This window comes from Gordonia hankookensis, from assembly GCF_014673215.1.
Taxonomy (GTDB): Bacteria; Actinomycetota; Actinomycetes; order Mycobacteriales; family Mycobacteriaceae; genus Gordonia; species Gordonia hankookensis.
This window is the reverse complement of the sequence record NZ_JACWMS010000001.1, coordinates 184,316-196,577: the sequence shown is the minus strand read 5'-3', so window position 1 is coordinate 196,577 and position 12,262 is coordinate 184,316. Positions and strand designations below refer to the sequence as shown.

Genomic DNA, 12,262 nt, shown 5'->3' with positions numbered 1-12,262 from the left:
GGTGACGATGGGCGAGGTTCGGAGTCTTCGATGTGGTACTACACGTTCAAATACGTATTGCTTGGACCGTTTCTCCGCCTCATCGGCCGGCCGACGGTCGAAGGACTCGAGAACATTCCGGCCCGTGGCCCGGCGATCCTGGCGAGCAACCACCTGGCCGTCATGGACAGTTTCTATCTGCCCCTGATGGTGCGGCGCCGGATCTATTTCCTGGCGAAGAGCGAGTATTTCACCGGCACCGGTCCCAAGGGCGCCTTCCAGCGCTGGTTCTTCTCGGCGGTCGGCCAGATCCCCATCGATCGATCCGGTGCGGAAGCGGCCGCAGGCGCATTGACCGCCGCGCGCCGGCAGCTCGAGACCGGTGAGTTGATGGGGATGTACCCGGAGGGCACCCGGTCTCCGGACGGTCGGCTGTACAAGGGCAAGACGGGTCTCGCGCGGGTCGCGCTCGACACCGGTGTGCCGGTGATCCCTGTCGCGATGATCAACACCGAGAAGCTCAACCCGCCCGGGTCGCTCATCCCGCGCCCGGCGCGCATCGTCGTCAAGATCGGCAAGCCGTTGAATTTCGCGCGCTACGAGGGGATGCAGGGCAACCGGTTCATCGAGCGCGCGATCACCGACGAGATCATGTACGAGCTGATGCAGCTGACCGGCCAGCAGTACGTCGACATCTACGCGGCCTCCCTCAAGGACGCCAAGCCGAAACCGCCCGAGGCCGTCTCGGCGTCGGCGGCCTGACCGGCGTCCCACTCTGACCGATGCGCCCGCGACGACGCCGTCGTCGCGGGCGTTGGGTGTCCCGGTACCCGGCCGTCTCAGCGAACGTGTGCGTCCGCGAGTTGGGGATGCGCGTGTGTGGTTCCCTCGCCGGTGATCTGCGGAGGCAGCAGCCACACGATGATCAGGACGGCGAGCCCCCAGAGCGTGTAGGAGTTCCCGATCAGGTGATCGATGATCGACCACTCGCGGACCTCGGGCGACAAGAACTGGAACGGGCCGAGCGCGAAGATCACCACGCCCGTCGCGGCCACCGTGCTGTAGCCGATCCGGACGCGTCGATCCGTGTCGCGGGCGGCCACCACCGCGGCGGTCAGGATGGTCGGGATCGCCCACACCCAGTGGTGGGCCCACGACGTCGGCGACACGAGCAGGCCCCAGAGCGCGACCACCGAGACCGTCAGGACCGCCGCGACCCGTGCCGACGGGTCACCGCCGTCGGGACGCCGACATGCTCCGAAGGCTGCGATCGGCCGGCATGATCGTGCCGCGACGAGTGCGAGGACGGTCACCACGAGTGAACTGGCGACCCACATGAGCTGCTCGGCCGACTCCGATTGCGGCACGAGACGAATCCACATCGCATTGAGATTCTGGTTGATCCGGCCTGCTGGGTCGCCGATGCGGGCGGTGTGGAAGAGCGTGTGTGTCCAGTAGCCGTGCGAGTCGGCGGGCAGCCAGATCCATGCGAGGGCGGCGGCGCCCACGAAGGTAGCGACCGTGACGAGCGCCGCGCGCCATTGCCGCGTCAGCAGGTAGACCGCGACGAACACCAGCGGGGTCAACTTGATCGCAGATGCCAGACCGGTCAGGATTCCGCGGAACGGTCCGGTGGCAGCGGCGCGGCCCCGGCCGACGACGAAGATGTCGACGATGATCATCGCCATCAGGATGATGTTGATCTGACCGAAGCCGAGGGTCATCCACAGCGGGTTGAGCCAGATGACCCCGGCGGTCAGCAGCAGTGCGATCCACCATCTGTTCTCCGGATTGCCCACCGAGAGCATCCTCAGCACGATGTGCAGGATCACCACCGTCAGGGCGACCGTGATCACCGAGATCAACAGCCCGGCCAGCCCGAGCGTGATGGCGCCGAGGGGCATGAAGCCGAGAGCGGCGAACGGGGGATAGGTGAACGGCAACCAGATTCCGTCACTGGTGAAAGGCATGGATCCGTCGGCGTAGAGACTCTGGCCGTGTTGCCAGATCTGCCCGCCCAGGCGGTAGACGTCCAGGTCGATGCGGGTGCGGGTCCCGAAACTCGATGTGAAGGGAATGCCGACGATCTGCAGGGTGACCGATGCCAGGAACACCACGGCGATCGCGGTGCGCGCACCGTTCGACGGCGCCCATCGATGCAGCCTGGTGTCGGCCGCGGACAGATAAGTCATGGTCTCGGCGGTTCTCTGCTCCACGTGGTGTGAATACTGGTGGGTATGCGGTTCTTCTACGACTCGGAGTTTATCGAGGACGGCACCACCATCGAGCTCATCTCGATCGGTGTCGTCGCCGAGGACGGACGTGAATTCTACGCGGTGTCCACCGAGTTCGATCCGGGCCGGGCCGGTGACTGGGTTCGGACCAACGTATTGCCCAAGCTACCGTCCCCGGCATCGCCCTCGTGGCGCAGCCGTCGGCAGATCCGCGACGAGTTGCTCGCGTTCCTGACCGCCGATGGTGACGACGTCGAATTGTGGGCGTGGGTCGGTGCCTACGACCATGTGGTGCTCTGCCAGCTGTGGGGCCCGATGACGGCGCTTCCGCGCCCGATGCCGCGCTTCACCCGGGAGCTGCGACAGCACTGGGAGGCCGCGGGCAAACCGGCGCTCCCGCCGTCGCCGAGGGACGCCCACGACGCGCTCACCGATGCCCGGCACAACTGGCGTCGGTGGCAGGCGATCGAGAAGTCGCGACCCTGATCGCCGCCCACCTGCCTGCCCGGAGCGGCATCGCCGGCCGGGCTCCCCGCCCACCTGGTACGCGACCGGCTCAACTACCCTGTAGCCGTGGTGACGAACTGGACCGTAGACGTTCCGATCGCAGAGCTCCCGGAGCTGCCGCCCCTGCCCGGCGACCTGCAGAACCGGTTCGACGATGCGATGGCGCGTCCGGCGCTGCAGCAGCCGAGCTGGCCCGCCGAAGAGGCGCGCAAGATGCGCACGGTCCTCGAGAGCGTGCCGCCGATCTGTATGCCTGCCGAGGTCCGGGATCTCCGGGCACAACTCGCCGACGTCGCCGAGGGGCGTGCCTTCCTGCTCCAGGGTGGTGACTGCGCCGAGACCTTCGTCGACAACACCGAGCCGCACATCAAGGGCAACATCCGCACGCTGCTGCAGATGGCGGTGGTGCTCACCTACGGCGCCAGCATGCCGGTGGTCAAGGTGGCCCGGATCGCAGGCCAGTACGCCAAGCCGCGGTCGTCGGACACCGATGCGCTCGGCCTGCCGTCGTACCGCGGCGACATGGTCAACGGTTTCCCGGCCGACGAGACCACGCGCAGGCATGACCCGTCGCGACTGGTCCGCGCGTACGCCAATGCGGCCGCCGCGATGAATCTCGTTCGCGCGCTGACGGGTTCGGAGGCGGATCTGCGCCGCGTGCACCTGTGGAACCGGGAGTTCGTGCGAACCTCCCCGGCGGGGGCCCGCTACGAGGCGCTCGCCGCCGAGATCGACCGCGGCCTGCGGTTCATGGACGCGTGTGGCGTGACCGACACGAATCTGGAATCGGCGTCCATCTTCGCCTCCCACGAGGCACTCGTCATCGACTACGAGCGCGCGATGCTGCGTCTGGCCGACGATCCGACCGGCGCCGGCGACAAGGTGCTCTATGACCTGTCCGCGCACTTCCTCTGGATCGGTGAGCGGACCCGGCAGCTCGACGGCGCGCACATCGCGTTCGCCGAGCTCATCGACAACCCGATCGGGGTCAAGATCGGTCCGACCACGACGCCCGAGCAGGCCGTCGAATACGTCGAACGACTCGACCCGCACAACCGCCCCGGCCGGCTGACACTGGTGGCCCGGATGGGCAACAACAAGGTGCGGGAGGTGTTGCCCGCCATCGTGTCCGCGGTCGAGGCGACCGGGCACAAGGTCATCTGGCAGTCCGACCCGATGCACGGCAACACCCACGAGGCCTCGACCGGCTACAAGACGCGGCACTTCGATCGCATCGTCGACGAGGTGCAGGGCTTCTTCGAGGTGCACCACGCGCTGGGCACCCATCCCGGTGGCGTTCACATCGAGCTGACCGGCGAAGACGTCACCGAATGTCTCGGTGGCGCACAGGACATCTCCGATCTCGACCTCGCCGGGCGATACGAGACGGCCTGCGATCCTCGCCTGAACACCCAGCAGTCGCTGGAGCTCGCATTCCTCGTCGCGGAGATGTTGCGCGGCTGACGGGTGCCTGCGGGGCCGGTGGGCGTGCTCAGCTCAGGTAGGTCTGTCCCACCCACCATCCGACGGCACCGACCGCGACGGCCAGCAGCAGCACGAAGGTGGTCCAGATCAGCGCCCGCACGGGCCCGTTGTGGTCCGGTTCCGGCTGCTCGTCGAATCGGGACTCCGGGCGCGTCGTCCTCGCCGCGGCGGGCTCGCGATCGGGTCGCGGTGTCGGCGCGGCGACCGGAGGTGGGGTCGCGGGCCCCGACTGCACCCTGGTGGGGTTGGGACCCGGGGGCGCGGGGACCTGCGGCTGTGCGCGATCGGCCCGAAACCGTGCCATGGTGTCGCGTTCGGCCGACCGGCGCGGGGCGGGGACCGTGAAGGACGGAAGGTCCAGTTCGTCGGCGGCGGCCAGCAGTGCCCGACGCATGTCATATCCGTCCGCGTATCGCTCGGCGGGATCGCGCTCGGTCGCGCGCAGCACGATCTCGTCGAACTCCTCCGGTACGCCGTCCACCACGTCACCCGGCGCAGGCACGTCATAGCTGAGCCGCTGGTAGGCCAGTGCCAGTGGCGTGTCGCCCCGGAAAGGTGTTCGGCCGGTGAGTAATTCGAACATCATGACGCCCATTGAGTAGACGTCGCTGCGGGCGTCGGCGTCCCCGGCCTCGACCTGCTCGGGGGACAGGTAGGCCGCCGTGCCGAGGATGACACTGGCAGAGGTGACGCCCGCTTCGGCGACGGCGCGGACCAGCCCGAAATCGGCGACCTTCACCTCGCCTGCGTCGGAGATGAGCACATTCTCCGGCTTGACGTCGCGGTGGACGAGTCCGGCCGCATGTGCGGTACCGAGCCCGCCGAGCACCGGGTCGGCCACGGCACTGACCGCATGGGGCGGCATCGGACCGCGTTCGCGCAGGAGCTCCCGGAGGCTGCCACCTTCGACGAGTTCCATCACGAGGAAGGCGATGCCGTCGTCGATGCCCTGGTCGTACACGGCCACCAGCCCGGGGTGTTTCAACCCGGCGACCGCCCGCGCCTCGAACTCGAACCGGCGCAGGAACTGCGGATCACCGCTGTAGCGCGCATCCATCACCTTGATCGCCACCGATCGGCCGAGGCGCAGGTCGACGCCGAGGTAGACCGCCGACATCCCGCCGCGCGCGATCGGCGCGTCGATCCGGTAGCGGCCCTCGAGGGACGCGCCCAGGAGTGAGTCGGCGGGAGGTTTCACGTCGCCGAATCTACCGGGCGCCATCACACGGGCGGTGTATCGACTCGGGCTCGGACGAGCGCAGGTCCGGTGCACGGTGCATTCGCCCAACGAATCCGGCCGGCGTCGTTGGGCGGCGAACCCGGAGCCGGTACGCTCGGCGATGTGGGTTCGCTACCGCTGTCCGAAGACAGTCTCCCGCCCGATCTCGACACGCTGACGATCGACGACGCGGCCCGTCGGCTGGGAGTGTCCGCCGGCCGCGTGCGCACCCTGATCCACGACCATCAACTGCTCGCCGTGTCGCGCGGGGGACAGCCGGCCATTCCGGGGGTGTTCTTCGACGAGTTCGGGATCGTCAAGCACTTCACCGGGCTCGTCGAGGTTCTCTTCGACGGCGGCTACACCCGCGACGAGGCGATGGAGTGGCTGTTCGCTGTCCAGGACGACCTCGGTATGTGTCCGGCCGATGCGCTGCACACACATTCGGCTCGTGAGGTCATCCGGCGGGCTCAGGCCCAGGCGTTCTGACGGCTGGTCTGCCCGGCCGTCTCACCACGGACGGCGACCGGAGACCGCCTGTGCGGCCAGCACGGCCCGTCGTCGACCGCTCACCACCACGCGACGATCCATGACGTCGTGGTCGGCCCGTTCGATCTCGCGCAGGATGTCGTGATACATGGCCGCCGCTGCCGCGATCGAGCGCCGAGACCTGTTGGGCAGAACCGTGATCGAGGGCCAGGCTCGTCGGTACTGGTCGCGGTTGACGGCGATCATGTTGGCGAGCGCCCGGCGGAGGTGGGGGCTGGTCACATGTTCCGCGCGACATCGGCGGAGGTGGTCCTCATCCACGCCGAACGCCGCGAGTTCGTCGGTGGGCAGGTAGATCCGGTCGCGGTCGAGATCTTCGGCGACGTCCCTCAGGAAGTTGGTCAACTGGAACGCCTCGCCCAGCGTCGCGGCACCCTCGGCGACGTCGTCATCGGCCGCCCTCACGCCGAGCAGCGGGATCATCTGGAGGCCGATGACGGCCGCGGATCCGTAGGTGTACTCGGCGAGTTCGGCCCAGGTCCGATAGCGGTCCCGGAATTCGGTGGTGCCGGGCACGTCCATCCGCATCGACCGCAGGAACGCGTCGAAGGTGTGGGTGGGGATGTCGAACCGCACGACGGTGTCGCGCACCGCGGCCAGGATCGACCCGAGATCGGCGTCGCCCTGTTCCACGTCCGCGGATCGGTGGTCGAGCCCGGCGTCCGGTGTGTCGGGTGTGTGGAGCACGACGTGCAGCGCCTCCTCGATCCGGTCGATCTGGGCGGCCCGACCATGTGGCGCAGGTACGGCAGAGGGAAGATCGACGACGTCGTCGACGATGCGCGCGAACCCGTAGAGCGCCCATACCCCGCGACGTTGCGGCGGGGGCAGGAGGCACGACGCCGCAAAATACGTCCGGCCGTGTTCGGCCGTGAGGGCGCGTGCCCGCCGGTACCCGAGCCGAACGGGATCCGTGTCGACGGAATCGCGAAGCATGTTCTCACGCACCGGAGGTCGTCGATCGGTCGGTCTCGTGCGGGGTGTCGGGGCCGCCGCGGAACCAGTCGAGCGCCCGGCGCAGGCGCAGCGGATCCCGTCGGGTGAGCGAGATCGCCGCAAGGAGAGACAGCGCCGTTGCCAGGAGGACTTCCGGGAGTTTGTAGAAGAGAATCGAGTCGTCGGGCTGGAACACGATCAGCATGAAGGTGGACACCCCGACGACGATCGCCCGCACCCAGCGGGGCAGGGTGAATGCCACTGCCAGGCACAGAACCCAGGTGTAGTACCAGGGGAGCGTGGAGGGTTCGAGGAGCAGAACTGCGAGCATCGCCCACACCATGCCCGCCATGGCGCTGCGTTCGTCACGGCGATGCGACCACCACAGACCCACCAGGACGATCGCGAGTACCACCATGCCCACGGCACGTGTGACCCCGAGGACCGGTTGCAGGTTCAACGCCGTGAACGGCGCGGCGACCAGTGTCACGATGTGCCCCGCGAGGGTGGGCAGGGTGAACCAGTTGATGATGCGATCGGCCCAGCCGAGACCGGTGAGCCAGCCCAGCCCGAGCCCGAGTACGGCGGTGCACACCGCGAACACGGCGACGGTGATGCCGATCACCGAGGCGAACACACGGGCCACGTCGACCGGCTCGACACGCCGCCGGGCACGGATGTGCGACAACCAGATCCACACCACGAACGGGATCGCGATACCGGCGGTGACCTTGATGGACACCGCCAGCCCGAGCACGACCAGACCGTGGACGTGTCGCCCGGTGACCACCAGGGCGACACCGGACACGAGCACGCCCATCATCAGCAACTCGACGTGGCTGCCTGCCACCAGATGGATGAGGACCATCGGGTTGGCGAGTGCCAGCCACAGACCGGTCTGCGGTGACGCGCCGAAATGTCGGGCCAGCCGCGGAATCGCCCAGAGCGACAACAGGAGCCCGGGCAACAGGATGAGCCGGATCGAGTACACGCCGAGAATGACGTGGTCGCCGGTGATGTCGGTGACCAGCCGGGTGAGTCCGACGAAGAGCGGACCATAGGGCGCGGTGGTGGTCGCCCACACCTGCGCCATGCTGTCGAGGAGGGGTCCGGGCAGGTGGGCGGGTCCGTCGGCATAGGGATCGAAGCCCTCCCGGAACAGGGCTCCCTGACCGAGGTAGGCGTAGACGTCGCGGCTGTAGACGGGAACGGCCACGGCGAGCGGGGCGGCCCAGCCCACGATGCCCCATCCGAAGGTGCGCACCGACAGCGCCGGTCGGTCGGTACCGAGCCGGCGTCCCAGCCGCACCCAGGCGATCACCATGGTGGCGACGCCGAGCCAGAAGATGCTGCCGAACAAGGTCTTGCCGTGTCCGTACGCGATCGCCGACAGACCGAGATCCTGGGCGACGGTGCTGTTGCGTGCGATGTCGCCGACGCCGAAGCTGCCGACGCACACGAACACGGAACCGACGAAGCCCACCACCAGGTCCGCGAAGCCCGGCTCGCGAACCGCGCGGTTCCGACGGGATGGCGGAGTGTCGTCGCGCGTCGCGGTCACGGCCTGATCCTACGGCGCGACCTCATGCCGAGCGCCGAGACGACGCGCTCGGCGGCGAGCCTGCCGGACACCAGCACCGGCGGGATGCCGACTCCCGGCACCGTCGCCGCACCCGCCAGGATCAGATTGGTGCTGCCCGGCCATCGGTTCGGGGTACGCAACGGACCGGTCTGCCGAACGGTGTGGGCGGCGCCGAACGGCGTCCCGGCCGGCAGTCCTGCGGACGCCCAGGTGGTGGGGTCGTCGACGCGCAGCACCTGCAGGGCCGTGTCGATGCCGCGGTAGCCGCGGCGTGCGAGGGTCTGCAGGCACTCGTCGACGTAGGCGTCGGCGAGGATGTCCCAGGGCAGGTCGGCGGTCACCAGGTTGGGGCAGGGCGCGAGCACGGAGACGGGCTCCATCGAACCGGTCTGGCTCGGGTCCGACACCGCGGGACGCGTCACCAGGAACGACGGATCGCGCATGAGACGCCCGGGCGCGCGGGTCAGGTCGACGAAGGTCTCCGCCCACGCGGCCCCGAAGTCGAGGGTGTGGTGATGGCCCGGCCAGGTCGCGGTCACCGAACGTGGTGCGAGGCCATGGATCACGACGGCGCTCGGCGAGTGACGGATCCGGCGCCATCGCGGTCCGCGAGGCATCGGTGTGCCGAACAGTCGGGCCACCTCGCCGATCGGGACGGCGGCCACCACCGCGTCGGCGGGCACGATGTCGCCGGAGTCCAGTCGGACGCCCGTGACCTGCGAGTCGTCGCGACACAGGGCCTCCGCACGGGTGGACAGTTCGACCCTTCCGCCGGCCTCGCGGAGGGCATCGGCCATGACGGCACCGATGCGACCCATCCCGCCGGTCGGGTAATAGACGCCCATGCCGATGTCCATGTGTGCGATCACGCCATAGATCGCCGCCGCATGCTGTGGCGGCACCCCCGCGTAGAGGGCCTGGAACGTGAACACACGCTGCAGCCGTTCGTCGGAGACGTGCCGCGCGACGGCCGGCGTGAGTCGCCGCGTCGCCCCCATCATCACCAGATCCACGGCGCGGGAGAGGAGTCGGCGGTCGCGCAGGTCGGAGAGGGAACTGAGGTTGTGATCGATGAAGGTGTCGAACTCGACGTCATGCAGCCGGGCAAGCCATCTGGTGAGGTCGCGCACCCCGGTCCCCGCGTCCGGGCCGAACGTCGAGGTCGCGGCGGCGGCCAACCTGTCGGCGCCGCGCGGGATGTCGAGGTGCGTGCCGTCGGCGAATCGAGCGCTGTACGACGGGTCGACGTCGATCAGGGCCAGTCGGCGGCGGGATTCCGCGGGTGAGATGCCGACCGCACCGAGTGCGTCGTCGATCAACGATGGCATGGTGAGAACCGTTGCGCCGGTGTCGAATCCGACCGAACCGGCGCCCAGGTCCGGGGCCTTGTCGTGGGTGGCGAGCGGTTCGGTGCGGACCAGTCCGCCCGCGGTGGGCGCGGCATCGACGACGGTGACCCGGTGCCCGAGTTCGGTGAGCCGCAGTGCCGCCGAGAGTCCCGACAAGCCGGCACCGATGATCACCACCCGGGCACCGTGCGGGGCCGTCTGTGTCGTCACGTCGCGATCACGTCGTGCGGTGAGCGATGCGATGGGCGAAGGCCCCCAGCTCGGTACGGACCGGTTCGGACATGTCGGCCGCCCCGAGGGTGGCCAGGGCGCTGGTGAGGAGACCGGAGATCTGGGTCTCGATCTCGTCGACGGCGCCGACGTCGGTGAGGATCGACCGGGCCGTTCGCACCTCGTCCTCGGTCAGCGGGCGGCCGACGGCGGCGCGGAGACGTTCGGCGAGTGCCGGATCGCGTTCGCCCGCCCGTGCCAGTCCGACCGCGAGCAGCGCGGTGCGCTTCCCGGCGACCAGGTCGTCACCGGATGGTTTGCCCGTCCGGTCGGGATCGCCGAACACTCCCAGGAGATCGTCGCGCAACTGGAAGGCGACGCCGAGATCGTGGCCGATCGAACGGAGATCGCCGATCAGCGACGCGGGGGCCGACGCGAGGGTGGCCCCGAGTTCGAGCGGCCGGGCGACCGTGTAGGCGGCGGTCTTGAACCGCATGACGCGGTACGCGGCGTCCACGGACTCGTCGCCGCCCGCCTCGTTGACGATGTCGAGGTACTGACCGCCGAGAACCTCGGTACGCATCGACGACCACACCCGGCCGACCGACGCAGGCAGGGGCCGTGGAGCAGTTTCTCCCGGCACGGTCGCATCGCCCGGGTGATGACCGTGCACCATGTCGTCGGCCCAGGCCAGAGCGAGGTCGCCGAGCAGGATCGCGGCGGCCGCCCCGTGGTGGGCGGCGTCGCCGGCCCAGCCGTCATCGATGTGGCGGCGTTCGAACACCCGGTGCACGGTGGGGCGGCCTCGGCGGGTGTCGGATCGGTCGATGATGTCGTCGTGGATCAGCGCGCAGGCCTGGACGAGTTCGAGCGAGGCGGCGACCCGGAGGGCGTCCTGGGCGCCGGGGGAGTCCGGCCCGGTGGCCGGGAGTTCACGTCCGGAGGAGCTCAGGCCGGCGAGCCATCCTGCATAGGCGAAGACCGGGCGAACCCGTTTCCCGCCCTGCAGGACGAAGTCCCGCACCACCTCGCCTGCCTCGCCCACCTGCGGGTCGACGTCGGCGGCCACCGGGACCGCGCGCCCGAAGAAGACCTCGAGGGCGGCCTCGACCGCGGCGGGCACGGCGTCGAGGGTGGTCGGGATCGGCAGGGCGGACGTCACCCTGCCAGGCTAGTGCCGCCGACGGCGCCGGCGTGGAGCCCGGTCCCGGCGGGCCCTGACCCGTGATCCGTACAATGTGCGGGTGACCTCATCTCCCACCCGGGCTCCATCGATCGTGGACCGGCTGTCGGCACCTCACCGCGGCCCCGTCCCGTTCTCGGTGGAGTTCTTCCCGCCCAAGGACGCCGAGGCCGAGGCGAGGCTGTGGCGTGCGGTCCGCACGTTCGAGCGATTGGGTCCGGCATTCGTCTCCATGACCTACGGCGCCGGCGGGTCCACCCGTGACCGGACGGTCCGCATCACCGGCGAGCTAGCCGCCCAGACCACCCTCCTGCCGGTGGCCCATCTGACGGCGGTCAACCACAGCATCGACGAGCTGCGGGCGCTGGTCGGCGCCTACGCCGACCAGGGCATCACCAATATCCTCGCGCTCCGCGGCGACCCTCCGGGCAACCCGCTCGGGGAATGGGTACAGCATCCGGACGGAGTCGCCTACGCCGAGGAACTGGTGCGGCTGATCGACCAGCTCGGCGATTTCCATGTCGGGGTCGCGTCGTTCCCCGAAGGGCATCACCGGGCGCCGACGCTCGAGCACGACACCCGCACGCTGGTGAACAAGCTGCGCGCCGGTGCCGAGTACTCCATCACCCAGATGTTCTTCGACGTCGACGACTTCCTGCGGCTGCGCGATCGGGTGGTCCGCGCGGATCCGGAGCAGGGCGCAAAGCCGCTCATTCCCGGGATCATGCCGATCACGTCGCTGGCGAGCGTGCGGCGGATGGCCGAGCTGTCGGGGTCGGTGATCCCGCCCGACGTACAGGCACGATTCGCGGCCGCGGCCGGGGACGGTGCGGAGGAGAACCGGGAGGCGGTGCGCGCCGTCGGGATCGACTTCGCGACCGAGATGGCACAACGCCTCGTCGCCGAGGGGGTGCCCTGCATCCACTTCTGCAGCCTGAACTTCGCCAAGGCGACCAGCGAGGTCCTCGAGCGCCTCGGTGTCGACGCGTCGTCGGCGCTGGGCGCGACCGTCGGCTGACGCCCGACGGT

Annotated in this window: 11 protein-coding genes; 5 read left to right on the top strand and 6 right to left on the bottom strand. The window is 69.3% G+C overall.

Features of this window, described 5'->3' with window-relative positions:
* The first annotated feature begins 30 nt into the window (after positions 1–30).
* Positions 31–741, top strand: coding sequence for a lysophospholipid acyltransferase family protein (locus IDF66_RS00880; RefSeq protein WP_190265429.1), 711 nt, complete (start codon positions 31–33; stop codon positions 739–741).
* 77 nt (positions 742–818) lie between these two features.
* On the opposite strand, the gene IDF66_RS00875 is transcribed toward IDF66_RS00880, so the two are convergent.
* The gene (locus tag IDF66_RS00875) at positions 819–2,171 is read right to left on the bottom strand and encodes a glycosyltransferase 87 family protein (RefSeq protein ID WP_190266236.1); all 1,353 of its coding nucleotides are present in this window, start codon (positions 2,169–2,171) and stop codon (positions 819–821) included.
* Positions 2,172–2,216: 45 nt separating this feature from the next.
* On the opposite strand from IDF66_RS00875, the gene IDF66_RS00870 reads away from it, so the two are divergent.
* Both IDF66_RS00870 and IDF66_RS00865 read left to right on the top strand, forming a co-directional pair.
* Positions 2,217–2,699 carry a polyadenylate-specific 3'-exoribonuclease AS gene (locus IDF66_RS00870; protein WP_164309265.1) on the top strand — a complete coding sequence of 161 codons (483 nt, stop codon included), beginning with the start codon at positions 2,217–2,219 and terminating at the stop codon, positions 2,697–2,699.
* Between the two features lie 90 nt (positions 2,700–2,789).
* On the top strand, positions 2,790–4,184 hold the full coding sequence (locus IDF66_RS00865; protein ID WP_164309409.1) for a class II 3-deoxy-7-phosphoheptulonate synthase: 1,395 nt from the start codon (positions 2,790–2,792) through the stop codon (positions 4,182–4,184).
* A 28-nt stretch (positions 4,185–4,212) separates the two neighbouring features.
* Here the strand turns inward: IDF66_RS00865 and IDF66_RS00860 are convergent, their stop codons facing one another.
* Complete coding sequence (locus tag IDF66_RS00860) at positions 4,213–5,403, bottom strand: protein kinase domain-containing protein (RefSeq protein WP_190265428.1); 1,191 nt, start codon at positions 5,401–5,403, stop codon at positions 4,213–4,215.
* A gap of 144 nt (positions 5,404–5,547) precedes the next feature.
* Between IDF66_RS00860 and IDF66_RS00855 the strand changes: the two genes are divergently transcribed.
* Positions 5,548–5,913 carry an Rv2175c family DNA-binding protein gene (locus IDF66_RS00855; RefSeq protein WP_164309410.1) on the top strand — a complete coding sequence of 122 codons (366 nt, stop codon included), beginning with the start codon at positions 5,548–5,550 and terminating at the stop codon, positions 5,911–5,913.
* A gap of 21 nt (positions 5,914–5,934) precedes the next feature.
* Here IDF66_RS00855 and IDF66_RS00850 read toward each other — a convergent pair whose 3' ends face one another.
* The 4 genes from IDF66_RS00850 to IDF66_RS00835 are packed head-to-tail and all read right to left on the bottom strand — an operon-like array spanning position 5,935 to position 11,212.
* Positions 5,935–6,921 (bottom strand): phytoene/squalene synthase family protein, encoded by a 987-nt coding sequence (locus tag IDF66_RS00850; protein ID WP_317628539.1) that lies wholly within the window; start codon positions 6,919–6,921, stop codon positions 5,935–5,937.
* Positions 6,914–8,470, bottom strand: coding sequence for an alpha-(1->6)-mannopyranosyltransferase A (locus IDF66_RS00845; protein ID WP_190265427.1), 1,557 nt, complete (start codon positions 8,468–8,470; stop codon positions 6,914–6,916). Before IDF66_RS00845 ends, IDF66_RS00850 begins: the two co-directional genes overlap by 8 nt.
* A complete protein-coding gene (gene crtI / locus IDF66_RS00840; RefSeq protein ID WP_190265426.1) occupies positions 8,467–10,050 on the bottom strand; it encodes a phytoene desaturase family protein in 1,584 nt (527 codons plus the stop codon). Before crtI ends, IDF66_RS00845 begins: the two co-directional genes overlap by 4 nt.
* A gap of 7 nt (positions 10,051–10,057) precedes the next feature.
* Complete coding sequence (locus tag IDF66_RS00835; RefSeq protein ID WP_190265425.1) at positions 10,058–11,212, bottom strand: polyprenyl synthetase family protein; 1,155 nt, start codon at positions 11,210–11,212, stop codon at positions 10,058–10,060.
* 82 nt (positions 11,213–11,294) lie between these two features.
* Here IDF66_RS00835 and metF point away from each other — a divergent pair, with 82 nt between their 5' ends.
* Positions 11,295–12,251 carry a methylenetetrahydrofolate reductase [NAD(P)H] gene (gene metF, locus IDF66_RS00830; protein WP_317628538.1) on the top strand — a complete coding sequence of 319 codons (957 nt, stop codon included), beginning with the start codon at positions 11,295–11,297 and terminating at the stop codon, positions 12,249–12,251.
* Positions 12,252–12,262 lie beyond the last annotated feature (11 nt).

Coding starts and splice junctions, on each gene's coding strand:
- IDF66_RS00880 (WP_190265429.1), top strand. CDS start 31: ATGTGGTACTACACGTTCAAATACGTATTGCTTGGACCGTTTCTCCGC.
- IDF66_RS00870 (WP_164309265.1), top strand. CDS start 2,217: ATGCGGTTCTTCTACGACTCGGAGTTTATCGAGGACGGCACCACCATC.
- IDF66_RS00875 (WP_190266236.1), bottom strand. CDS start 2,171: ATGACTTATCTGTCCGCGGCCGACACCAGGCTGCATCGATGGGCGCCG.